General features: G+C 63.7%; 23 protein-coding genes. 11 read left to right on the top strand and 12 right to left on the bottom strand.

Features of this window, described 5'->3' with window-relative positions; translation table 11 throughout:
- Positions 1-13: 13 nt before the first annotated feature.
- Together C8C93_RS21150 and moaC are read right to left on the bottom strand one after the other, a co-directional pair.
- Positions 14-3,016: a fused MFS/spermidine synthase gene (locus C8C93_RS21150; protein WP_121508191.1), complete on the bottom strand. Its 3,003-nt coding sequence runs from the start codon at positions 3,014-3,016 to the stop codon at positions 14-16.
- Positions 3,017-3,150: 134 nt separating this feature from the next.
- A complete protein-coding gene (gene moaC, locus C8C93_RS21145) occupies positions 3,151-3,666 on the bottom strand; it encodes a cyclic pyranopterin monophosphate synthase MoaC (protein WP_121508920.1) in 516 nt (171 codons plus the stop codon).
- Positions 3,667-3,766: 100 nt separating this feature from the next.
- On the opposite strand from moaC, the gene C8C93_RS21140 reads away from it, so the two are divergent.
- Positions 3,767-5,338, top strand: coding sequence for a M48 family metalloprotease (locus C8C93_RS21140; protein WP_121508190.1), 1,572 nt, complete (start codon positions 3,767-3,769; stop codon positions 5,336-5,338).
- Here the strand turns inward: C8C93_RS21140 and C8C93_RS21135 are convergent.
- The 3 genes from C8C93_RS21135 to C8C93_RS21125 form a co-directional block, all read right to left on the bottom strand.
- On the bottom strand, positions 5,306-5,659 hold the full coding sequence (locus C8C93_RS21135; RefSeq protein WP_055394559.1) for a phage holin family protein: 354 nt from the start codon (positions 5,657-5,659) through the stop codon (positions 5,306-5,308). The genes C8C93_RS21140 and C8C93_RS21135 overlap by 33 nt on opposite strands.
- An 86-nt stretch (positions 5,660-5,745) precedes the next feature.
- Positions 5,746-6,204: a hypothetical protein gene (locus C8C93_RS21130; protein ID WP_121508189.1), complete on the bottom strand. Its 459-nt coding sequence runs from the start codon at positions 6,202-6,204 to the stop codon at positions 5,746-5,748.
- Between the two features lie 78 nt (positions 6,205-6,282).
- On the bottom strand, positions 6,283-7,017 hold the full coding sequence (locus tag C8C93_RS21125; RefSeq protein WP_055394555.1) for a TerC family protein: 735 nt from the start codon (positions 7,015-7,017) through the stop codon (positions 6,283-6,285).
- A gap of 488 nt (positions 7,018-7,505) precedes the next feature.
- On the opposite strand from C8C93_RS21125, the gene C8C93_RS21120 reads away from it, so the two are divergent.
- Both C8C93_RS21120 and C8C93_RS21115 read left to right on the top strand, forming a co-directional pair.
- The gene (locus C8C93_RS21120) at positions 7,506-7,946 is read left to right on the top strand and encodes a DUF3717 domain-containing protein (protein WP_055394553.1); all 441 of its coding nucleotides are present in this window, start codon (positions 7,506-7,508) and stop codon (positions 7,944-7,946) included.
- Positions 7,947-8,040: 94 nt separating this feature from the next.
- Entirely contained in the window at positions 8,041-8,346 is a 306-nt protein-coding gene (locus C8C93_RS21115; RefSeq protein WP_055394551.1) for a hypothetical protein, read from the top strand.
- Between the two features lie 75 nt (positions 8,347-8,421).
- On the opposite strand, the gene C8C93_RS21110 is transcribed toward C8C93_RS21115, so the two are convergent.
- A complete protein-coding gene (locus C8C93_RS21110; RefSeq protein ID WP_008903834.1) occupies positions 8,422-8,982 on the bottom strand; it encodes a YaeQ family protein in 561 nt (186 codons plus the stop codon).
- Between the two features lie 79 nt (positions 8,983-9,061).
- The gene (purB, locus tag C8C93_RS21105) at positions 9,062-10,441 is read right to left on the bottom strand and encodes an adenylosuccinate lyase (protein ID WP_121508188.1); all 1,380 of its coding nucleotides are present in this window, start codon (positions 10,439-10,441) and stop codon (positions 9,062-9,064) included.
- A 118-nt stretch (positions 10,442-10,559) separates the two neighbouring features.
- Here purB and C8C93_RS21100 point away from each other — a divergent pair, with 118 nt between their 5' ends.
- The 8 genes from C8C93_RS21100 (at position 10,560) to C8C93_RS21065 (ending at position 17,961) form a co-directional block, all read left to right on the top strand.
- Entirely contained in the window at positions 10,560-11,174 is a 615-nt protein-coding gene (locus C8C93_RS21100; protein WP_121508187.1) for a glutathione S-transferase N-terminal domain-containing protein, read from the top strand.
- A 68-nt stretch (positions 11,175-11,242) separates the two neighbouring features.
- The gene (locus tag C8C93_RS21095) at positions 11,243-11,959 is read left to right on the top strand and encodes a TetR/AcrR family transcriptional regulator (protein WP_121508186.1); all 717 of its coding nucleotides are present in this window, start codon (positions 11,243-11,245) and stop codon (positions 11,957-11,959) included.
- Between the two features lie 181 nt (positions 11,960-12,140).
- The gene (locus C8C93_RS21090; RefSeq protein WP_121508185.1) at positions 12,141-12,728 is read left to right on the top strand and encodes a TRAP transporter small permease; all 588 of its coding nucleotides are present in this window, start codon (positions 12,141-12,143) and stop codon (positions 12,726-12,728) included.
- Positions 12,729-12,751: 23 nt separating this feature from the next.
- Positions 12,752-14,032 (top strand): TRAP transporter large permease subunit, encoded by a 1,281-nt coding sequence (locus C8C93_RS21085; RefSeq protein ID WP_121421594.1) that lies wholly within the window; start codon positions 12,752-12,754, stop codon positions 14,030-14,032.
- 72 nt (positions 14,033-14,104) lie between these two features.
- Positions 14,105-15,109 (top strand): TRAP transporter substrate-binding protein, encoded by a 1,005-nt coding sequence (locus C8C93_RS21080; protein ID WP_121508184.1) that lies wholly within the window; start codon positions 14,105-14,107, stop codon positions 15,107-15,109.
- Positions 15,110-15,240: 131 nt separating this feature from the next.
- A complete protein-coding gene (locus C8C93_RS21075) occupies positions 15,241-16,104 on the top strand; it encodes a shikimate dehydrogenase (protein ID WP_199727125.1) in 864 nt (287 codons plus the stop codon).
- A gap of 36 nt (positions 16,105-16,140) precedes the next feature.
- The gene (locus C8C93_RS21070) at positions 16,141-17,040 is read left to right on the top strand and encodes a VOC family protein (protein ID WP_121508182.1); all 900 of its coding nucleotides are present in this window, start codon (positions 16,141-16,143) and stop codon (positions 17,038-17,040) included.
- A gap of 15 nt (positions 17,041-17,055) precedes the next feature.
- Positions 17,056-17,961 carry a sugar phosphate isomerase/epimerase gene (locus C8C93_RS21065; RefSeq protein WP_121508181.1) on the top strand — a complete coding sequence of 302 codons (906 nt, stop codon included), beginning with the start codon at positions 17,056-17,058 and terminating at the stop codon, positions 17,959-17,961.
- A gap of 18 nt (positions 17,962-17,979) precedes the next feature.
- Here the strand turns inward: C8C93_RS21065 and C8C93_RS21060 are convergent, their stop codons facing one another.
- From C8C93_RS21060 to C8C93_RS21040, 5 genes are read right to left on the bottom strand one after another with little or no spacing between them, the layout of a single operon-like run.
- Entirely contained in the window at positions 17,980-18,435 is a 456-nt protein-coding gene (locus C8C93_RS21060; protein ID WP_121508180.1) for a nuclear transport factor 2 family protein, read from the bottom strand.
- Between the two features lie 5 nt (positions 18,436-18,440).
- Positions 18,441-19,223, bottom strand: coding sequence for an SDR family oxidoreductase (locus tag C8C93_RS21055; RefSeq protein WP_121508179.1), 783 nt, complete (start codon positions 19,221-19,223; stop codon positions 18,441-18,443).
- The gene (locus tag C8C93_RS21050) at positions 19,220-19,759 is read right to left on the bottom strand and encodes a DUF3833 domain-containing protein (protein ID WP_121508919.1); all 540 of its coding nucleotides are present in this window, start codon (positions 19,757-19,759) and stop codon (positions 19,220-19,222) included. Before C8C93_RS21050 ends, C8C93_RS21055 begins: the two co-directional genes overlap by 4 nt.
- A gap of 20 nt (positions 19,760-19,779) precedes the next feature.
- Positions 19,780-21,075: an MFS transporter gene (locus tag C8C93_RS21045; RefSeq protein ID WP_121508178.1), complete on the bottom strand. Its 1,296-nt coding sequence runs from the start codon at positions 21,073-21,075 to the stop codon at positions 19,780-19,782.
- On the bottom strand, positions 21,072-21,569 hold the full coding sequence (locus tag C8C93_RS21040) for a chalcone isomerase family protein (RefSeq protein WP_121421602.1): 498 nt from the start codon (positions 21,567-21,569) through the stop codon (positions 21,072-21,074). Before C8C93_RS21040 ends, C8C93_RS21045 begins: the two co-directional genes overlap by 4 nt.
- Positions 21,570-21,591: the final 22 nt, after the last annotated feature.

The following is a 21,591-nucleotide window of genomic DNA, read 5'->3' as shown; positions in this document are numbered from 1 at the left end:
TGAGAGAACACCGTTATTTGTGAGTGTTCTCTTGAGCCAAGCCGTGAGCAATTTTTCTCAGAAAACCAAACTCCGGATGGATGGTCTCCACCTTATCCATCTGTTCCAAAATAACGGGGAGTTCGCTCCACTGAGCTTTAGAAATTTTTTCCAATAGCAAACCAGACCACGCATAGCCGTCGAAGAAATGCGCCATGTACGGGTTTTCAGGACGGTGATGAATCCAGTCCTCACCTAAGGAAGCCATGCGTTCATAACTGCGCGATGCATGAGCATCCATAAGCGCCAATGCACGTGTCAAGTCACGCGGCAAAGATGTGCAGTTTTGAAACCAGCGTGGCTTGATCCAAACGCCTTGTAGCGCATCTGCGGGAAGGAACTTGATTGTCTGTCGTGCAACCTCAGCAATGCCAGCTCCTGCCTGACGAGTTTGTGCCTCAGTCCAGTCGCCTTTGCAATCCTTAAAGGGAGCTAACAGCATAATGACAGATGGTGAATAGCTTGCCAAATCACCCTTCACCTCTGCTACCAGCATCCGCGCTTGCAGCGTCAGCTTGTCTGCCGCGAAGTGCTGGATGGCAGGCGTGGGCACTTTTGCGGCCAATGGCATACCGAACTGAAGGGCCTCCATTAGCGGTCTGTTAGTCGTCGGAAGGGTCAGTAGAGTTTGGGCAGTAACGGCTTTAAAGCGAGCCCTAGGAGCTTCCAAGCCTAAAACAGGGTGAAAGTCGGAGTTGATCCGCTGTTGTGGATATGTTTTGCTGATAGCCCTCAGCACACGTGCATCCGCAATCTGTCTGAACTGAATGTGCTCAGGTCGGGATATGCCCAGACGTTCTAGATCAATGCGCACAGCATCCTGTGACATCACGGTCGAAGGGTTGAGCTTGGGAAGCTGCCCTTTCGGCGTCGCCACGATAAGAAGATCATATGAATTTGTGAGCCAAGCTGCGTAGTCGCTGAACGCTGGGGTAAGTCCTTTGAGAATAGAGCTCACCAATGCATCGTCAATCTCATAAAGCTGAACCCACTGGACGAACAGGCCTCCCTCGTTGAGGTGTCGCGGAACAAATTCGTAGAACTCTTTCGAGAACAGAGCTCCCACCCCGCTGATCCAGGGGTTGGATGGTTCCGAGATGATGATGTCGTACTTGCTGCGTTGTCCAGAAAAGTAGGATTTGGCGTCGTCAATGACTATGCGCGAGCGCGGGTCCTCGTACGCGCGGTGAACTCTCGGGCCGAAGGCGCGAGCGCCCTCGATCATTGCCTTTTCAATCTCGATTGTGTCTACGGATTGAACTCTTTTGTCAGCGAGAAGCGCATGCGTGGTCAGCCCAGAACCAAAGCCAATCACCCCAACCCGGTTTGGGGCCGAATGCATGGCTAGCGGCAGTGCGCCTGCAAGCACCATCGTTGGCTCATCTGGAGTGGCCGGTAAATCATCCCGCATCTGTATGGACGCGTCTGTTTTGCCATTAGTGGCGATTTGAATAGTCCCGTCGGGCGACGATATTGCCGCCACGCTGGTCGTTTTCCCGTCCCGGTAGTAAACAACCTCAGCCCCCGTATGCAAGCTAGTACGACCATGACGGAATACTCCGGAGGCTACGGTCATCGGGTCGAACGGAATCCGCACCGCCACGATCAGCGCTACGGCGACGAGAGCGGCGCCTATGCCAAACCGGAGCATGTCCCTTTGGTTGCTTGCATGCATGCGCAGCAGAACCAAGCCGATCCCCATATCGACGAGCGCAGCAATGCACAGCGACAGCTTCAGCCCCAAGTTAGGAATCAATAGATGGATTGCGGCAAAGACGCCCACAATTGAACCCAAAGTGTTCCAAGCGTAGACACGGCCGATGGAACGCTCGCCTTGGCCGCTGCGCAGCAATGCGACGGTGAACAGGGGCAATGTGGTGCCTGCGAAGAACGCTGCCGGCAACATGATTGCGATCGCTATAGTGGCGGTGCCGAGATTAAACACGCTGTAGCCAGCGTCTGTCTTTGCCAATGCTTGCATCAACCAGCCGACCCAGGCAAAGGTGTTGGCATATACCGCGAGGGAAGCCAAGGCGGCCACCCCCATGAACACCTGCATCCATCCTGCCAGCCGCAGCGGAGAGTCCGTTGTGTCTGCGCGTTTACGCACCCACAGCCCCCCGAACGCGATCCCTGCAATGAACGATGCAAGCATGAGTTCGAAGGCGTGCATCGTGCTGCCGACCGCCATGCTCAACATGCGGATCCAGATGATCTCGTAGGCGAAAGATGCAGCCCCTGAAAGCGCGGTGCTGAACAGCACTACCCGCAACAGAGGATTCTTTGCGAGTTTCTGGGTATCGTTGTCGCCCAAAGTGCTGCGGCTAGATATTTCCGGCTCCGGCTCACGTGCCAACCACCACGCCAAGCCCGCCACTACAAAATTCATCACACCGGCTACCGTCATGGCTCCCGGCAACCCAATGGAGGGCAGCAATACAAATACTGCAACCAATGCACCGATAGCCGCGCCAATGCTGTTGGTGAAGTACAGGCCGCCGAGGGTATGTCCGTCGCTGCCGGAGAAACGGCGAATCAAACCTCCACTCATGAGCGGAAAGGTCATGCCCAGCAGAACGGTTTGCGGAAGGATCAGCGCTGCAGCGATCAACCAGCGCGCAAGGTTGACAGTCCACGGCTCTCCCAACGCAGGAATAAGGGTGTCGTAGCTGAAGGCCGCAACGCTAGTAAAGAGCGTATGGAAAAGCAGGCCTAAAACCCCGATCACTGCCTCGATGATGGCGTAGCCTCGAATCAAATTGCGCCAGCGTTGCCCAGCCCTTGCTATCCAGGCCGCACCGATGGCCATGCCCCCCATAAAAATTGCTAGCACCAGTGCCTGTGCGTAGGCCGCATGCCCGAGAAACAAGCCCAGGTAGTGGGACCAGATTGATTGGTAAATCAACCCCGCAAAGCCGGACAGGACAAAAATGGCAAACAGACCTGTTCGCAGGCTGTCGGGTGATGACTTTTTCAATTGGAATTGCTCCCTGTGACTCTTTGAACGGGTAGTAGCAAGCAAAAATAGCGCCCGCCTGTAGTACGTCAAGGCGCTTTGGACGACAAGCGCCCTATCTCTATCTATCTACCAACTTTGCAATCTGTTGATCGTCAAGAACCTGCGTGGGTAGACGCAACAAAATACCCCGACTTGCCTCCGCGCTTTTCCTTTACCCGCACAGCAGAGATGACCATGCCTCTATCAAGAGCCTTGCACATGTCATAAATTGTCAGTAGGGCCACCTGCACGGCGGTGAGGGCTTCCATTTCCACACCCGTCGGACCAACGGTTTCCACCGTCGCAATGCATGAGATGCCTGTGGTGCCATGCTCACCGACAGCAGAGGACTCGAATTCGATAGCCACCCGCGTCAGCGCCAATGGATGACACAACGGAATCAAATCACTCGTCCTTTTGGCCGCCATGATTCCTGCAATGCGTGCAATTCCCAGCACGTCGCCTTTTTTGGCAGTCCCAGATTCGATCAAGGCCAAGGTTTCCGGCTGCATCTCGATGCGGCCGGTGGCGACGGCCACGCGGTGGGTGGCGGCCTTGGCGCCAACGTCCACCATGTGGGCTTGGCCTTGGGCATCGAAGTGGGTGAGGGGTGAGGCGGGGGTGGACATGGACAATGGAGCGAAACGTTTTTGGGGCGAAGGCATCATAAGGCGTTAGCCGTACAGGGCAACGCATGTGCATGGCCCTGAGGGTGGACAAAGGACCTTCGTGCAAAAATTTCAACAAAAATGGCTTGTAGCGCCTGTTCAGAAAGCGCTAATAGCTATAATTTTTATAGCAAATAGCATTTTGTACGCACCAGTGGCGAGTGCCCAGACGGCCTTGCCCACCCTCGGCGACCCCAGCGACCTCACCACCAGCGCCGAGCGCCGCCTGGGTGACCGCATCATCCGCGAACTCTACAGAGACCCCGACTACATCGACGACCCTGTCATTGCCGACTATGTGCAGGGTATCTGGCGCCCTTTGATGGCTGCAGCCAAGGCGCGCGGGGAGCTCTCGCCGGAGCTGGATGAGCGCTTCGCGTGGGAGATCCTGCTGGGGCGCGACCGCACGGTGAACGCGTTTGCGTTGCCGGGCGGCTATCTGGGCGTACACCTTGGCCTGATCGGGGTCGTTACCACCCGCGACGAGCTGGCCTCGGTGCTGGCCCACGAGCTCAGCCACGTCACCCAGCGCCACATCTCGCGCCTCATCACCCAGCAAAGCAAGCAGACGCCCCTGCTGCTGGGGGCGATGATTCTGGGCGCGCTGGCGGCCAGCAAGAATCCGGGCGCCACGCAGGCGCTGGTGGTGGGGGGGCAGGCGCTGGCCATGCAGAACCAGCTGAACTTTTCGCGCGACATGGAGCGCGAGGCGGACCGCATTGGCTACGGCCTGATGGCTCCTGCCGGGTTCGCGCCGCAGGGCTTTGTCAGCATGTTTGACAAGCTCCAGCAGGCCAACCGGCTCAACGACAACGGTTCGTGGCCATATCTGCGCAGCCACCCGCTGACCACCGAGCGCATGGCAGACATGCATTCGCGCCTTCCGCCCGGAGAGGCCGCCGCAGCGGCCACAGTGCCATCGACCCTGGAACACGCCATGGTTGCAGCGCGTGCCCGGGTATTGGCCAACCCCGGCGTGGACACCTTGCGCCAGTGGATTGCCGAGCCGCAAGGTTCCGGTTTTGCAGCCCTGCCCGCCTCCCGGCGCGTGGGCGTGCTGTACGCGGCTGCGCTGGGCAGCAACCAGCTTCGAGACGCTGCAGGTGCACGCGCTGCCGCAAAGAAGCTGGAGGACCTGGTGCGCAATGATGCCGCTGCCCACCGGCTTGCAAAGCTGCTCGCCGCCGAGATCGAACTGGCCGCTGGTGACGCTGCGGCCGCTGTCAACGCACTGGCTGCCGATGCGAACAACACCAGCAGCGGCAGCAGCAGCAGCAGCAACCGGCGCCCTGAACTGGTTTTGCGCACACAGGCCTTGCTGCGCGCCGGGCGCGCTGGTGAAGGAACCAGCGCCCTGCAAACCTGGGTGGCCACGCACCCCCGGGATGCGACGGCGTGGCAGCTTTTGGCGTCCACCTGGCAGGCTCAAGGCCTGGCACTGCGCGCAGTGCGCGCCGAGGCAGAGGCCCACGCCGCGCGCTATGACTATGCGGCTGCGGTAGACCGCTTCAAGGCGGGCCAGGATCTGGCACGGCGGGGTGGACCGCAGGTGGACCACATTGAGGCGTCCATCATCGACACCCGGCTGCGCGCGGTAGAGTCACTTCTTCGCGAACAGGCCGCCGAGCGCTGATTCAATCAGCACACCCAGCAGCGAATAGATCAGCGACCCGAGCAGCGCCGCGCCGAAGCCATTGACGTGGAACCCGTCCAGTACGCTGGCGGCGGCCCAGAACATGAGCGCGTTGATGACGAAGAGAAAAAGGCCGACGGTGACGATGGTGACCGGCAGCGTCAGCACCACCAGCACGGGCCGCAACACCACGTTGAACAGGCCAATGACAAAGGCCGCGATCAGCGCGGAGGTGAAGCTCTGCACTTCCACACCGCTGTAGACATAGGCCACAAACAGCAGCGATGCAGCGCTGAGAAGCCATTTCAGGAGGAGTTTCATGGCCGGAGAATAGCACCGGCCGAGGGAACCAAGAAATGCGCAAAACGGAAGCCAAGCCCCTGGCAATCAGCCCCTGCGCTGACTGCCTATTCGAAAGCCAGCATCCACAACGCTCCGCAACCCGTGAGCAGGCTGCCCAGCGTTCCTGGCATTGGCGACCAGCCTTTGTCCGGGCGCACAGGCGCAGGCTCTTGTGCCATATCCGTCTTGGGCCGGCGCGCATCTACCACCTGGGCCGCGGAGGCGCCTGCAGCCTGCAGCTGATGGGTCAGCTCCGCCAGCGGCCCCTTGGCCAGTACGGTGGTCACTCTGTCCGTGGGCACCCGCAGCACGGGAAGGATCTGGGCAAACAGCTTGTCAGCCCACTTGGCGCGCCAGTTTTCACGGGCGCTGTGGCTTACCCACTTGCTGATGCGATGGGTCATCCGTGGCGCGCAGGCCACCAGCACCCATTGTGTTCTGGCGGCCGCGTCGCGCGCGAACAAAGGTGCCAGCACCTGCTGCGCATAAACCGCGTCGTCCACATACACGATGACTCTGTCCATACCGACTCCCATTGAGGACCAAGGACAAAAGGGGGCATAGAGCCCCCTTTTGTAATGGTCGGTTCCGTATGTCTGCCTTTAGCCCTGCTGCTCGGCAGGTGCCGCCGCCGCGCGGCGCGCAACGATGATCTTGCCAGCCAGCAGAACCAGCAGCGCACCCGCCACGCTGGCACCGTACTTGATCATGTCTGTCTGTGGCAGTTTCAGCATCCACTGCCACTTGTCGGGGTTCGAGAAAGCAGGGTCCGTCACCAGCATGCCGCCAGCGATCCAGCCCAGCAGCATGCCGCCCGCCGTGATGATCATCGGGAAACGCTCCATGAGCTTGATGACCAGCTGGCTACCCCAGACGATGATCGGGATAGAGATCAGAAGGCCCAGCACGACCAGCAGGAACTGGTGCTCGCCCGCATTCTGCGCAGCGCCCGCAATGGCGATCACGTTGTCCACGCTCATCACCAGGTCGGCCACGATGATGGTCTTGATGGCGGCCAGCAGCTTGTCGCTACCTTGCACGTCGCCGTGGCCCTCTTCATCAGGAGCCAACAGTTTGACGCCAATCCACACCAGCAACAGCGCGCCCACGAACTTGAGGAACGGCAGCGCCAGCAGGGTCATCGCAAAGGCGATCAGGATCACACGCAGAACAATGGCCCCGGCAGTGCCCCAGATGATGCCCTTGGTACGCTGGGCCGGAGGCAGCTTGCGGCAGGCCAGCGCGATGACCACCGCGTTGTCGCCGCCCAGCAAGATGTCGATGATGATGATCTGGCCGAGTGCGAGCCAGAATTCGGGCGAAGCCAAAAAGTCCATAAATTCCTCAGTATCAATACACGCGAAGGGGGAGTTCGCCGCCACTGTAGCGCCGAGTCCACCCAAGGGATAAAGGGCCTGCGGTCGGGGGATCAAGGACTGCCCTGACAGGGCAAGCAACGAAAGGACGGCCTTGATCAGCCCCAGCGGGCCCATCAAAGGTCTTGCTCAGCCCGGCGCCCTTGCGGTATGCGCTGAACCCGGACCGCCGGAAGCGATGTTTCGCTTCGTACTGACGACGGTTCCGATGCCTCGCGCCCCCACGCACCAAAATTTGGCAATGCCGGAATGCAAGTCGGGAGCTACTCCCCTTCGAAGCGTCGATTGGAACATCGCCCGCACGGTCGCGCAAGGGCAGCACGATTGTGGTTATTGCGTACACGCCCCCTCAAAGGCTGCCCCAAAGGGGCCGAAGCTCCCTGCAAAACACCTTTGCCAGGGTTGCCTTGTCCGCGCGGCTATGATCCAGCCCCTTCGCTCAAACCTCCATGGCCGCCATCCACATCACCGACATCGAAGCCGCCATCAACCACTGGCGCAGCCGGGTGCCTTCGCCCGACGGAGTCTCCCTGGCCCCGGAGATCCGCGCGCTGGCAGAGGTCTATGCGCAGATGGTGTTCCGGCGCGAGGACGTGGTGGAAGAAGACCGCCTGCCCCCGGATGCCCTGGATGCCTGGCATGCCTGGTACGGCACCACGCCCGACACACCCTGTATCGCCATCTGCTCCACCAGCCAGGGCGACGACCTGTGCAAGGGGTGCGGGCGCACGTTTGACGAAGTGCAGTTCTGGCCCGCGATGGGCCCTGCCGAAAAACGCGCGGTGTGGCGACGCATCACGCTGGAGCACTCTGCGTGGCGGTTCAACCGCTATGCAGAACGGGCGGCCGAAGGGGTTTCCAAAGCGCCGGCGCCAGCGGGCGCGGCGTGACCCGCCCATTTTCTTTTCAACACATCGCCCCGCCTCGCAAGCTGCAAACACGCGGGGGCTGTACGCCCGGCAGTCAAACGGCTATGGTGGGCCCATGCTGCGCCTCACCCAAGCCCCGAACATCGCCATCGCCACGCTGTGGGCGGACTTGTTGTGCGAAGCGGGCATGACGGCCTCCGTGCAGCGCCAGTATCTGGGTGCCGCTGCGGGGCACCTGCCGCCGGACCAGTGCCTGCCCGAAATCTGGCTGGACTACGACGAACACGCCACCCGCGCACGCGCGCTGCTGCAGGAGCTTCAGGATTTGCCACAGCGCCGCTGGGCATGCCAGTGCGGCGAGACGGTCGAAGGCGGATTCGAGCAGTGCTGGCAGTGTGGCGCGCTCATGCCACGAGACTGAGCCAGAAACTACCAAATTGATAGCTGTTAGCGCTTATCCATCAAGCGCCAGAGGCCATTTTGAACAGTATTCCAGTCACTTCCAGCGCACGGGCTCCACATGCACACTGCCCTGCGTGCTGCTCAGGGTGATCGCGCCTTCCTGCACCGTAGCCTGCAGTTGCATACTGCGCTCGGCCAGCTGCGCCAGTGCCTGGGATGCCTCCGTGGGGATGCGCCAGACCTGCAGCTTTTCCAGGCGTGACAGTTTGGTCTCGATGCCTTTCCACCAGATCTCTGCGGCGTGGTTGAAGCAGTAGACGATCACAGAATCGGCCTTGCTGCAGGCCTTGGTGAGCGGCTTGTCTTCGGGCTGGCCCACCTCAATCCACACGCGCTTGCGGCCGGTGAAGTCGGTCAGCGAGGCATCCGGGTCATCCGGGTCCGACAGACCCGCACCAAATGCCAGCGTGGCGTCGCCGTTGCAGAGGTCGTTGAGCTGGTGCGCCTGGATGGCCAAAGCAGCCAGCCGGACCATCATGCGCTCGTCGGTCTCGCTTGGGTGGCGGGCCAGCGTGAGGGCGTGGTCAGCGTAGTAGCCGTGGTCGATGTCGGCGATCTGGAGGTTCGCCTTGAAGATGGTGGATTTGATGGCCATGCAGCCTCACTACTAAATAGATAGCTGCCAGCGCTTTATCTACAAGCGCTGGAGACCAGAAAGGCTATAAATCTGCAGGCTAGACGCGCCGTGCGAGTTCGGCGGCTTTGCCCACATAGCTGCCGGGCGTCATGGCCAGAAGGCGGTCTTTTTCGGCCTGGGGAATTTCCAGCGAGGCGATCAGGCCGTGCAGCGCCTCGGCGGTCACGGTCTTGCCACGGGTCACTTCCTTGAGCTTTTCGTAAGCGCCCTGCACACCAAAGCGGCGCATCACCGTCTGGATGGGCTCGGCCAGCACTTCCCACGAAGCATCCAGATCTTCGGCCAGCGCTTCTTCGTTCAGCTCCAGCTTGTTCAGGCCGGTCAACAGCGAGGCATAGGCCAGCGCCGCGTAGCCCAGGGCCACGCCCATGTTGCGCAGCACGGTGCTGTCGGTCAGATCCCGCTGCCAGCGGCTGATGGGCAGCTTTTCAGACAGGTGCTTGAGCAGCGCGTTGGCCAGGCCCAGGTTGCCTTCGGCGTTTTCAAAGTCAATCGGGTTGACCTTGTGCGGCATGGTGCTGGAACCAATCTCGCCCGCCTTCAGGCGCTGCTTGAAGTAGCCCAGGCTCACATAGCCCCAGATGTCGCGCGAGAGGTCGATCAGGATGGTGTTGGCGCGGGCCACGGCGTCGAACAGCTCGGCCATGTAGTCGTGTGGCTCGATCTGGATGCTGTAGGGCTGGAAGGTCAGGCCCAGGCCCAGGGGCTCGGGCGTTTCGATGACCTTCTTGCTGAAGGCTTCCCAGTCAAACTCGGGCCAGGCGGACAGATGGGCGTTGTAGTTGCCCACGGCGCCGTTCATCTTGCCCATGATCTTGACGGCGGCGATCTTCTCGCAGGCCGTCTGCAGGCGCATCACCACGTTGGCCATTTCCTTGCCCACGGTGGTGGGGCTGGCGGTCTGGCCGTGGGTGCGGCTGAGCATGGGCACGTCGGCAAACGCGTGGGCCATTTCGCGCAGCTTGAGCACGATGCGGTCCAGGCCCGGCAGGATGACCTGGTCGCGGCCCGAGCGCAGCTGCAGCGCATGGCTGGTGTTGTTGATGTCTTCGCTGGTGCAGGCAAAGTGCACAAATTCAGAGGCCTTTTCCAGCTCGGGGCGGGCTTCGAACTTGCTCTTGATCCAGTATTCGACCGCCTTCACGTCGTGGTTGGTGGTCTTTTCGATCTCCTTGATGGCGGCCGCGTCGGCCTCGGAGAAGTTCTTGACCAAGCCCAGCAAGTAAGCACGCGCTCCGGTCGTGAGCGGCTTGAATTCAGCAAAACCTGCATCCGACAGCGCGATGAACCAGGCCACCTCCACCTGCACGCGGCGGTGCATGTAGCCGTGCTCGCTCATGATCGGGCGCAGGGCGGCAAGTTTGGTGGCGTAACGGCCGTCAAGCGGCGACAGGGCGGTGATGGTGGACAGGCTCATGGCGCGCAATTGTAGGCGGGGTGTGTAGGCGCCACGCATCAGTCAGGCTCACGCCGGGTCGCTGTCGATAGAATCAAACCCGAATTGTTCAGCATCCCCGCGCACTGGAAGACACACCATGAAATTGATCGGAGCCACCACCAGCCCCTACGTGCGCAAGGTACGTATCGTGATGGCTGAGAAAAAGCTCGACTACCAGTTCGTGCAGGAAAACGTCTGGGCCGACGACACCCACATCGCCACCTCCAACCCGCTGGGCAAGGTGCCCTGCCTGGTGATGGAAGGCGGCGAGGCGGTGTTTGACTCCCGCGTGATCGTCGAATACCTCGACACCCTGTCGCCCGTGGGCAAGCTGATTCCGTCGCAGGGCCGCGAACGCGCCGAGGTCAAGACCTGGGAGGCGTTGGCCGACGGCGTGATGGACGCCGCCATCCTGGCGCGCCTGGAAGCCACCTGGGCCCACCGCAAGGACAGCGAACGCAGCCAGGCCTGGATCGACCGCCAACTGGTCAAGGTGAACGACGGCCTCAAGTCCATGAGCCAGGGCCTGGGCGACAAGCCGTATTGCAGCGGCATCCACCTCAGTCTGTCCGACATCGCCGTGGGCTGCGCCCTGGGCTGGCTGGAGTTCCGCTTCCCCGACATCGCCTGGCGCAACGAGTACCCCAACCTGGGTAAGCTGCTTGACAAGCTGATGCTGCGCCCGAGCTTTGCAGACACCAAGCCGTCCTGAGCGGCGGGCGCAGGCAGCCCGGGTTTGGTAAAGACCCCGCGCCGGGCTTGCCGTATGCTTGGGCGCTTATGAACGAAATGGTTCAAAAACCTTCGAAACCCGGCGATGTGCGGGCCACCCGCCAGCGCGCGGCGCGCGAGGCCGCCACCACGCCCGGGGCGGACCGGGTCCGCGTCAACGACCCCGACCGCACGATGGCCAACATCCTGCAGGTGGCCACGGCAGAGTTTGCGGACAAAGGCCTGGCCGGGGCGCGCATCGACGAAATCGCGGCATTGACCAGCACCAGCAAGCGCATGATCTACTACTACTTCGGTAGCAAGGAAGGTCTGTATGTGGCGGTGCTGGAGGATGCTTACCGGCGCATCCGGCGCATCGAATCGGAGCTGCACCTGGAAGACCTGGCGCCCGAGCAGGCCCTGCGCACGCTGGTGGGCTTCACGGTGGACTACCAGCTCGCCAACCCCGACTTCATCCGCCTGGTGATGAACGAGAACATGCACCGGGGCGAGTACATCAGCAAGTCGGCCACGATCCAGGAGCTGAACATCCCCGTCATCCATGCCGTGCGCGATGTGTACCAGCGTGGCGTGGCGGCGGGTGTGTTCCGCCCCGACGTGGACCCGGTGGACCTGCACATGTCCATCTCGGCCCTGTGCTTCTTCAACGAGGCCAACCGCCACACCTTCGGCGCTATTTTCAAGCGCTCCCTCGACACCCCTGCCGCCACGGCGCAACGCCGTGAATCGATCATCGAGATGATCGTGCGCTTTCTGCGGCCCTGACCTTCCCGGCCCTGGCGCGCACACCGGCCCGCGTCAAAAAGCTCCTCATCAGCACCCTGCGCGCGCGCCGTGCATGGCTGCGTGCTGCCATGACAAACGATGCAGGGTTTGCACCTAGATCAAATACTAACCAGTTCGTACAAAATTCTTCCCGCGTTTCAATACAACGACTGGAGACACCATGTTTGCACTGGCCGACCGCGTGCTGCGGGGATACACCCGCGTGCTGGATGCACTGTCCGGCCTGTGCTTGGCGGTGATGGTGGTGCTGGTGTTTGGCAATGTGGTGCTGCGCTACACCCTGAACTCCGGCATCACCGTGTCGGAAGAACTCTCGCGCTGGCTGTTTGTGTGGCTGACCTTCATGGGGGCCGTGGTGGCCCTGCGCGAACACGGCCACCTGGGCACGGATGCGCTGGTGTCGCGCCTGCCCGCTGTGGGCAAGAAAGCCTGCCTGGTGCTGGCGCAGATCGCCATGCTGTACGTATCGTGGTTGCTGCTCAGTGGCAGCTGGGCCCAGATGCTTATCAACTGGGAGACCGAAGCCCCGGTCACCGGCGCCTCGGTGGGCATCTTCTACGCCAGTGGCGTGCTGATGGGCGGATCGGGGATTGCCATCCTGCTGCACGACCTGCTGCGCACGCTGTTCGTTCCGCTGGCTGAGCACGAGCTGGTCATGGTGCAGGAGAGCGAAGAACTGGCGGCCCTGGCGCACCGCCCTGCGGGCACCGATGCATCCCACGAAGCGCCCGGCAGCCACCGCCCCTGAACCCTCCGCACAGGCTCTCCACCATGACCGTCACCATCTTCCTCGGCTCCCTGCTGCTCGCCATGGCGATCGGCATCCCCATCGCGTTTGCGCTGCTCATCAGCGGCGTGGCGCTGATGTGGCATTTGGACCTGTTCGACGCGCAGATCCTGGCGCAGAACGTGATCAACGGCGCCGACAGCTTTCCGCTGCTGGCCGTGCCCTTCTTCATGCTGGCGGGCGAGATCATGAATGTGGGCGGCCTGTCCAAGCGCATCGTGAAGCTGGCGCTCACGCTGGTCGGCCATGTGCCCGGCGGCTTGGGTTATGTGGCCATCATGGCGGCAGTAATCCTGGCTGCCGTGTCGGGCTCGGCCGTGGCCGATGCTGCAGCGCTGGCCTCCCTGCTGCTGCCCATGATGGTGGCAGCAGGCCACAACAAGGAGCGCTCGGCCGGGCTCATTGCGTCGGCCGGCATCATCGCCCCGGTGATCCCGCCGTCCATCGGTTTCGTGATCTTTGGCGTGGCGGCCAACGTGTCCATCAGCAAGCTGTTTCTCGCAGGCATCGTGCCCGGCATCCTGCTGGGGGTGGCGCTGGCCCTCACCTGGTGGTGGCTCGTGCGGCGCGAAGATGTGGCGCCCCCAAAGCGGGCCACCCGTGCCGAACTGGCCGTGGCCCTGCGCGAAGCCGTGTGGGCGCTGGGCCTGCCCATCATCATCCTGGTGGGGCTGCGCATGGGTGTCTTCACCCCCACCGAAGCCGCCGTGGTGGCCGCCGTGTATGCGCTGTTCGTGTCCATGGTGGTCTACCGCGAGCTGAGCTGGCACCAGCTGGCCGACATCTTCCGCGCCTCGGCCCGCACCAGCGCGGTGGTGATGTTCCTGGTGGCAGCCGCCATGGTGTCTGCCTGGCTGATCACCGTGGCCGACCTGCCCTCCAAGGTCATCGGCATGCTGGAGCCCTTCATGGGCAACCCAACGCTGCTGCTGATCGCCATCATGCTGCTGGTCATGGTGGTGGGCACGGCCATGGACATGACGCCGACCATCCTGATCCTCACGCCCGTGCTGATGCCGGTGGTCAAGGCCGCAGGCATCGACCCGGTGTACTTCGGCGTGCTCTTCATCATCAACAACGCCATCGGGCTCATCACCCCACCCGTGGGCACGGTGCTCAACGTGGTGGCTGGGGTGGGGCGCATGTCCATGTCGCAAGTCACACGCGGCGTCACGCCCTTCATGCTGGCCCAGCTGGCCGTGATGTTCCTGCTGGTGCTGTTCCCCTCCATCGTCATGGTGCCGCTGCGCTGGTTGAGTGGTTGACCCCCGTCTGCGCCCCGGCCTTTTTCTTTCCGCCCCGTTTCTGCCCCGCCTAAAACCCAAGGAGACATTTCCATGAAACTGCTCAAGACCCTGCTCGCCACGGCCCTCGTTGCCGCGTCGCTGCTGCCCGCCGCGCACGCCCAGGAGCGCACCATCAAGTTCGCCTTCCAGAACCAGAAGGACCACCCCCAGGCCCAGGGCGCGCAGAAGTTCGCCGACCTCGTCGCTGCCAAGACTAATGGCCGCATCGCGGTCAAGCTTTTCCCCGGCGGCACACTGGGGGGTGACCTGCAGACCGTGTCGGCGCTGCAAGGCGGCACGGTGGAAATGACCGTGCTCAACGCCGGCATCCTGGCTGCGCAGTCCAAGGAATTCGGCATCTACGACTTCCCGTTCCTGTTTGCCACGCCCCAAGAGGCCGATGCCGTGACCGACGGCCCCTTCGGCAAGAAACTGCTCGACAAGCTGCAGGCCAAAAACCTGGTGGGCCTGGGCTACTGGGAGCTGGGCTTCCGCAACCTCACCAACAGCAAGAAGCCCATCACCAAGGCCGAGGACATCGCGGGTCTCAAGATCCGCGTGATCCAGTCGCCGATCTACATCGACCTCTTCAACGCGCTGGGCGCCAACGCGGTGCCCATGCCTTTCCCCGAGCTGTACACCGCCATGGAACAGAAGGCCGTGGACGGCCAGGAGAACCCGTTCTCCACCATCCTGTCGTCCAAGTTTGCCGAGGTGCAGAAGTACCTCACCGTCACGCGCCACATGTACAACCCCCAGGCCGTGATCGTGAGCAAGAAGTTCTGGGACAGTCTGAACCCCGCTGACCAGAAGGCGCTGAACGACGCCATGGCCGAAGCCACGACCTTCCAGCGCGGCGTGTCGCGCGTGCAGGCCAACGTGGCGCTCGAAGACCTCAAGAAGGCGGGCATGCAGGTGTCCGAGTTCTCGCCCGCCGAGCTGGACAAGCTGCGCGCCAAGGTGAAACCCGTCGTTGAAAAACACAGCGAGAAGGTGGGCGCCGAGACCGTGCAAGAGGTCTATTCCACGCTAGCCAAACTGCGCGGCGGCAAGTAAGCCACCACTGCAACCCCTACGCTGCCGTGCGGTGAACACACCACCAACCCGGCAGCGCGCCCACCCCGCATTCCGCCCGCCCCATGAGCCTCCAGCTCCTCGATCCCCCGGTCATCCCCACCACGTCCACCATGTCTTCCACTAGCCCCCGCAAGGTGCTGATCGGGCTGATCGGCGCCGGCATCCAGAAGTCGCTGTCGCCGGCCCTGCACGAAGAAGAAGCACGCCACCACGGCATGCGCCTGCACTACCAGCTCATCGACCTGGACCGCTCGGCGTCCTCACCCGAACAACTGCCAACGCTGCTGTCGGCGGCGCGCATCATGGGATATGCGGGCTGCAACGTGACCTACCCCTGCAAGCAGGCGGTGATCCCCCACCTCGACAGCCTGTCCGAGGAAGCGCGCGCCATGGGCGCAGTGAACACGGTAGTCATCCGCGACGGACAACTGGTAGGGCACAACACCGACGGATCGGGCTGGGCCTGGGGCTTTACCCGCGCACTGCCCGGCGCTGACCTGCGACGCGTGGTACTGCTGGGCGCGGGCGGCGCGGGCGCTGCGATTGCACACGCCGTGCTGCGCCTGGGGGCACAGCACCTGAGCATCGTGGATGCACAACCCGAACGCGCCGCACAACTGGCGGCCGACGTGAATGCGCTCTATGGCGCACGCGCCGAGGCCGGTGAGATCCGCTCGGCCATGGCCCACGCCACCGGGCTGATCCACGCCACGCCCACTGGCATGGACAAGCTGCCCGGCCTGCCGCTGGACGTGGGCCTGCTGCGGCCCGCGATGTGGGTGTCCGAAGTCGTATATTTCCCGCTCGACACCGCCCTGGTGCAGGCTGCGCGCGCGCTGGGCTGCCGGGTATCCGACGGCGGCGGCATGGCCGTGGGCCAGGCCGTGGGAGCGTTTGAGCTGTTCACCGGCGAGGCCCCGGATGCGGCGCGCATGGACGCACATTTCCGCCGCCTGGTCAGCAGCGCCCGCTGACCCGTTCCGCGCACGACAACACAAGGAGCTGAACCCATGAGCACCCCGATGGTGGCCACCCGCGAAGCGCTGGGCGACATGCTCAACCCCCTGGGCCTGCAGGGCATTGAGTTCATCGAGTACGCCACCAGCCGCCCGCAGGCGCTGGGCCAGGCGTTGGAGCGCATGGGCTTTCAGCCCGTGGCGCGCCACCGCTCGCGCGAGGTGCTGCTGTACCGCCAGGGCGACATGAACATCATCGTCAACGCCCACCAGGACACCGAACGCACCGGCGTGCATGCGCCGCCCGCACTCACCGAAACACCGGTGCTGGCCGCCATCGCCTTCCGCGTGGGCAACGCAGCCGCAGCATTTCGCCGCGTGCTGGAACTGGGCGCGTGGGCCGTGCACACCGAGGTCGAGGTGATGGAGCTGAACATCCCCGCCATCCACGGCGTGGGCGCGAGCCGCATCTACTTTGTGGACCGCTGGAAGGAGTTCTCGATCTACGACGTGGACTTTGTGCCCATCCCCACCGTCAACCCGCGCCCGCCCGCGCTGCAGGGCCTGCACCTGTTTGGCGTGGTGCAGTACATCGGCCTGGGCCGCGCAGCGGACTGGATCCATTTCTACAGCGAGCTGTTCGGCTTTGCCGAGCTGGCACCCGACCAGTCGTTTGGCGTGCTCACCCATGGCCGCATCCTGGCCAGCCCCTGCGGCACGCTGCACTGGCAGCTGATTGAACCGCTGGTCGATGCGCTGGATGCCGACCCCGAGGAGCTGCTGCAGCGCGTGGCCTTTGGCACACCCGACGTGCTGGCCACGGTACAAGCGCTGCGTGCGCGCGGCGTGGAGTTTGTCGAGTCGCCCACGGGCGTGCACACCGGCACGCGCGGTGCCCTCACGCGCGCCGACACCGCCTCGCCCAGCTTCGAGCTGGTGCTCGACGCCCGCTGAGCCTGGAGACCGCCCATGCGCCAATCCACCATGCAACGCAACGTCGCCGATTTCGGCATGGATACCATCAGCCTGGCGGGCCCACTGGAGGCCAAGCTGGCCGCCGTGAAAGCCGCCGGCTTCGGCCAGATCATGCTGGCCGCGCGCGACATCGTGGGCCATCCTGAGGGCATCGAAGCCGCTGTGCACGCGGTGCGCAACAGCGGCCTGCGCGTGACGGGCTTTCAGGTGCTGCGCGACTTCGAGGGCCTGTCGGGCCACCTGCACAGCTACAAGGTGGACATTGCCAAGCAGATGATCCTGATGGCACGCGACCTGGGCGCGCCCGTGCTGCTGGCCTGCAGCTCCACCTCATCCCACGCCACGGCCGATGCCGAGGCGATTGCGCGCGACCTGCGCAAGCTCGCCCTGCTGGCGCTGCCCCATGGCATCCGCGTGGCGTTTGAAGGCCTCTCATGGGGCCGCCACATTAACGAGGTGCATCAGGCCTGGGCAGCCGTGGAGCAGGCCGATTGCCCCAACCTCGGCCTGGCCATCGACTCGTACCACCAGTTCGCCACCAGCACGCCACTCTCGGCCCTGGAAGACGTGGACCCCGCCAAGATCTATCTGGTGCAGCTGTCCGACTTCATGTGGCAGGAGACGCGCACAGTGCAGGAGCGCATCGAGACCGCGCGGCACTTTCGCGTGTTTCCTGGCGAGGGCGTGCACAGCCAGTCCCTGGCCGAGCTGGTGCGTACGCTGGATGGCATGGGCTACCAGGGCGACTACAGCTTTGAGGTCTTCAACGACGACTACCAGCAGCTGCCCCTGCCTTATGTGGCGCAGCGCGCGTGGAACAGTGCGCTGTGGCTGGCGGAGGGGGTGCTGCAGCGCGCCGTGCCGCTGCCGGGGCATCCGCGCATCAAAACCATGGCGTGATTCACCACCCGCCAACGATCAGCTGTTGGCGCGTTTCTTGAGCCAGCGCATCAGCGCGCCCACCACCGGCAGTTTTTCGTACAGCTCTTCGGCCGCGTCCCAGTAGTCGCGGTGCAAGGTCACTAGGCCTTGTTCGTCCAGCACCAGGTGCGAGGCGCCGCGCACGTTCTGCGTCACGCCCTTCTCAAAGTTCTTGAAGGCAAACAGGAAATCCCAGGTCAGAAAACATTGCTGGCCCTGCACCACGCGGCCGGTGACCACAAAACGAGGCTGCTCCAGTGCCTCGAACATGTGGGCAAAAATGCCCTGGATGGCGGGCACGCCCACCACCTCGTTGAACGGGTCCTTGAAGCGCGCCTGGGCCGCATAGAACTGGCCGATGGTCGCCACATCGGCGGGCGACAGGTTTTCAAAGAACGCAATGACGCGCGTGACGGCTTCTTCCGTGGCGATCGTGGTTTCCGGTGGGTGCATACCGTTCAAAGACCTGTGAATTTTCGAACCGCCGGAAAGTACCACCGATACGGCAGCACGCGCAGCAGTTTCATCACCCGCGTGAAGCGCTTGGGAAAGTGGATGTCGAAATGCCCCCGCTCCCAGCCCTGCACGATGGCCGCCGCCGCTGCTTCGGGTGAGATGAGGGCCGGCATGGTGAAGTCGTTGCCCGCCGTGAGCGGCGTGGCCACAAAGCCCGGGTTGATCACGCTCACGCCCATACCCAGGTCATGCAGGTCCAGGTAGAGCGCCTCGGCCAAGTTGATGAGCGCGGCCTTGGTGGGGCCATAGGCCAGGCTCTTGGGCAGCCCCCGAAAGCCCGCCACGCTGCTGATCAGGCTCACATGGCCCGGGCGCCCGGCCTGCGCTGCGGTCAGCATGGCGGGCAACACACCAGCCAGCACATGCAGCACGCCGTTGTAGTTGATCTGCTCGTGGCGCAGCATCACGTCCAGATCGAAGTCGGTGGCGCGCATGTCGCGGTAGTAGCCCGCGCAATAGCACACCATGTCGGGAACACCACCCGCCAGCACCTGCGCGGCGGCAGCCTGCACCTGTGCCGGTTCGGCGGTGTCAAAAGCCAGCGCCGTGCTGCCGGGGTGCTGCCGGGCAAAGGCGTTCAGCGCATCACCACTGCGCGCCGACACGATGACCTGCGCGCCGCGCGCATGCAGCGCAGCCGCTGTGGCCCGGCCAATGCCGCTGCTAGCCCCGATGAGCCAGGCCCGGCGGCCATGCCAGTCGCGCAGGGGAGGATTGAGGCTCATGGTGCGCGTTTGGTGAAGGACAGGGTGATCTCGCCCAGGCGGAATCCGAACTTACTCATGGTGGCGCGGTTGAGCATCACACGGTCATCGATGAGGTACATCCAGTCGTCCAGGTCCACGTTGTAGACCTTGCCGTCCACGGGTAGGGCCAGCGTGTAGTTCCAGCGGAAAGCGTTGCCACGCGTCTGGCCGTTGGCCGTGCCCACCACATCGTCGGCGGTGCCGGTATAGCGGCCGTCGGCATGCTTCGTCAGCCGCCAGATGCGGCGCTGGGTGGTGCCATCGGAGTAGGTGAAGGCTTCGTCGAGCACGCCCTCATTGCCTTTCCAGCTGCAGTCCATGACCACGGTGAAGCGCTTGACGATCTGGCCGCTGCGGTCCTGGAAGATGCCGTAGGCGTCGATCTTGCCGTTGAAATACTGGGCCAGGTCCAGCACCGGCTTTTCGCTGGCGTAGCCATCGAGGTTCTGGCTGGCGCAGCCAGCCAGAACCACAGGGGCAGCCACGGCGGCGGAGAGAAGAAGGCGTCTTTGCATGTCGGGCATCCCTTGAAAAATCAGGCACTGGCTGCACCGCGCGCAGGCCGAAGCACCAGCCAATACAGCGCCCCCGCTGCCAGCAGCTTGAGCAGACAGGGCAACACGGCATAGGCCCAGCCCAGGGTCTGCAGTCCTTCTTCGCTGCGCGTGCCGGGGGTATAGCCCAACCAGCCCAGCAGGGGCAGCGCGAGGCCTGCGGCCAAAGCCAGGTTGAGCTTGGTGGCAAAGTTCCACCAGCCGAAGTAAGCGCCTTCGTGCTGGCCGCTGTCGCCCTCGGCCGCGATCACGCCCGCCAGCAGGGCGCTGGGCAGGGCCAGGTCGGTGCCCAGCGCCACGCCGGACAGCGCGCAGACGACGAGGAACGGCACCACATCACCCGCGCCCAGAAACGCAGTCCACACAAACACGGCAATCGCCAGCAGCATGCCCGCCAACCAGGTGCGCGCCAGGCCCCAGCGCGCCACGGCATGCAGCCACAGCGGGATGGACAGCGCAGCGCACACGAAATAGGCTGCGAGGAACATGGGCTCCTGCGCGGGCGGGGCCTGCAGCCGGTCCTGAATAAAAAACAGCACCAGCGTGGCCGGTATGGCGCTGGCAATGCCGTTGAGCATGAACACCGCCAGCAGGCGGCGGAAGGCAGGGCGGCCCCAGGGCCGCCACAGGCTGGCGCGCTGCGGGGGGCGGTACACACCGGCCACGGCGACACCCGCATGCGCTGCGGGGCGCGGGGCTCTGGTCCAGGCCCACCAGCCTAGCAGCAGGGTGATGGCAAACACACTGAGCATCACCGGCAGGCCCAGCAGCGCGGGCAGCACCGATGCCAGCACCACGCCGACCAGTGCAGCACCCTCGCGCCAGGCCACGATGCGGCCACGCTGCAGCTCGTCGCCGCCCAGGCGCGCGCCCCAGGACTGGTGTGCAATGCTGAGCTGGCTGTAGGCGGTGTAAGTGATGAGCAATGCCACCAGTGCCCAGGCAATGAGCGCATCGGCCCCGCGCACCAGCGGAAAGAACAGACTGCTCAGCCCCAGTGCCAGCACCACCGCCGACACCGCGCCCACCGCCAGCACGGCGCGCACCGAACGGCCGAAGAGGTAGTCAGACAGGCGGCCCAGCAGCGGGTCGGTGAACGCATCAAACAGCCGCGCTGCCAGCAGCACCGAGCCCAACGTGGCCAGGGGCATGCCAAATTCGCGCGCATAGTGGTTGGGCAGCAGCACATACAGCGGCAGCGCCACAAACGCCAGCGGCAGGCCCAGCAGCCCATAGGCCAGGCCTGCGCTGGCGCGGATGGGCTGCGTGGAGGTCATGGTTGGCCTGCAGTGCGGGTGGCGGCCAGCAATTCCTGGCGCAGCCCGGGTTCGGAGGTCTGCGGAGACAGCCAGATGCCAAAGAACAGGCGCGAGAACTCGGCGTCCGGCACCTCACCGACGACACGCCCCGCCATCTTGAACACCGCACCCACGCCAGGCTGGTGAATGCCCAGCAGGCGGTCGCCCGACTTCACATCCGGCAACGCGGCCTGCAGCGCCTGCTGCCAGCGCGTGGCCTGTTGGGGCGTGAAGCTGCCCACGCGGCGCATCTCTTCCAGTGAGCGTTTGGCGATGGCCTCGGCCGTGAAGTCGCGGTGGTAGGTCAGCTCCAGCGCCAGCGGCTGGGCGCCGTAGTTGTCTGCGTCAAAGCCGGGCTGCACCCACAGGCGGGCGCGGTAGATCTCGAAGCCCAGAAACCGGAGCACGCCCTGGCCCGCCAGGCGCACGCCTGACAGGGGCGTGGCGGTGGCCGACTCTGCCGCCTGGGCCATCGGCACGGCCTGCGCGATAGCG

It is taken from the genome of Acidovorax sp. 93 (assembly GCF_003633835.1).
In the GTDB taxonomy this organism is placed as follows: Bacteria; Pseudomonadota; Gammaproteobacteria; order Burkholderiales; family Burkholderiaceae_C; genus Acidovorax; species Acidovorax facilis.
The sequence above is the reverse complement of the archived record's forward strand: the minus strand, read 5'-3'. Positions and strand labels throughout refer to the sequence as shown.

What these genes read in the sequence shown, in the direction of transcription:
- moaC (WP_121508920.1), bottom strand. Translation starts at nt 3,666, where the DNA reads ATGTCCACCCCCGCCTCACCCCTCACCCACTTCGATGCCCAAGGCCAA.
- C8C93_RS21135 (WP_055394559.1), bottom strand. Translation starts at nt 5,659, where the DNA reads ATGAAACTCCTCCTGAAATGGCTTCTCAGCGCTGCATCGCTGCTGTTT.
- C8C93_RS21130 (WP_121508189.1), bottom strand. Translation starts at nt 6,204, where the DNA reads ATGGACAGAGTCATCGTGTATGTGGACGACGCGGTTTATGCGCAGCAG.
- C8C93_RS21125 (WP_055394555.1), bottom strand. Translation starts at nt 7,017, where the DNA reads ATGGACTTTTTGGCTTCGCCCGAATTCTGGCTCGCACTCGGCCAGATC.
- C8C93_RS21120 (WP_055394553.1), top strand. Translation starts at nt 7,506, where the DNA reads ATGGCCGCCATCCACATCACCGACATCGAAGCCGCCATCAACCACTGG.
- C8C93_RS21115 (WP_055394551.1), top strand. Translation starts at nt 8,041, where the DNA reads ATGCTGCGCCTCACCCAAGCCCCGAACATCGCCATCGCCACGCTGTGG.
- C8C93_RS21110 (WP_008903834.1), bottom strand. Translation starts at nt 8,982, where the DNA reads ATGGCCATCAAATCCACCATCTTCAAGGCGAACCTCCAGATCGCCGAC.
- purB (WP_121508188.1), bottom strand. Translation starts at nt 10,441, where the DNA reads ATGAGCCTGTCCACCATCACCGCCCTGTCGCCGCTTGACGGCCGTTAC.
- C8C93_RS21100 (WP_121508187.1), top strand. Translation starts at nt 10,560, where the DNA reads ATGAAATTGATCGGAGCCACCACCAGCCCCTACGTGCGCAAGGTACGT.
- C8C93_RS21095 (WP_121508186.1), top strand. Translation starts at nt 11,243, where the DNA reads ATGAACGAAATGGTTCAAAAACCTTCGAAACCCGGCGATGTGCGGGCC.
- C8C93_RS21090 (WP_121508185.1), top strand. Translation starts at nt 12,141, where the DNA reads ATGTTTGCACTGGCCGACCGCGTGCTGCGGGGATACACCCGCGTGCTG.
- C8C93_RS21085 (WP_121421594.1), top strand. Translation starts at nt 12,752, where the DNA reads ATGACCGTCACCATCTTCCTCGGCTCCCTGCTGCTCGCCATGGCGATC.
- C8C93_RS21080 (WP_121508184.1), top strand. Translation starts at nt 14,105, where the DNA reads ATGAAACTGCTCAAGACCCTGCTCGCCACGGCCCTCGTTGCCGCGTCG.
- C8C93_RS21075 (WP_199727125.1), top strand. Translation starts at nt 15,241, where the DNA reads ATGTCTTCCACTAGCCCCCGCAAGGTGCTGATCGGGCTGATCGGCGCC.
- C8C93_RS21070 (WP_121508182.1), top strand. Translation starts at nt 16,141, where the DNA reads ATGAGCACCCCGATGGTGGCCACCCGCGAAGCGCTGGGCGACATGCTC.
- C8C93_RS21065 (WP_121508181.1), top strand. Translation starts at nt 17,056, where the DNA reads ATGCGCCAATCCACCATGCAACGCAACGTCGCCGATTTCGGCATGGAT.
- C8C93_RS21060 (WP_121508180.1), bottom strand. Translation starts at nt 18,435, where the DNA reads ATGCACCCACCGGAAACCACGATCGCCACGGAAGAAGCCGTCACGCGC.
- C8C93_RS21055 (WP_121508179.1), bottom strand. Translation starts at nt 19,223, where the DNA reads ATGAGCCTCAATCCTCCCCTGCGCGACTGGCATGGCCGCCGGGCCTGG.
- C8C93_RS21050 (WP_121508919.1), bottom strand. Translation starts at nt 19,759, where the DNA reads ATGCAAAGACGCCTTCTTCTCTCCGCCGCCGTGGCTGCCCCTGTGGTT.
- C8C93_RS21045 (WP_121508178.1), bottom strand. Translation starts at nt 21,075, where the DNA reads ATGACCTCCACGCAGCCCATCCGCGCCAGCGCAGGCCTGGCCTATGGG.
- C8C93_RS21040 (WP_121421602.1), bottom strand. Translation starts at nt 21,569, where the DNA reads ATGGCCCAGGCGGCAGAGTCGGCCACCGCCACGCCCCTGTCAGGCGTG.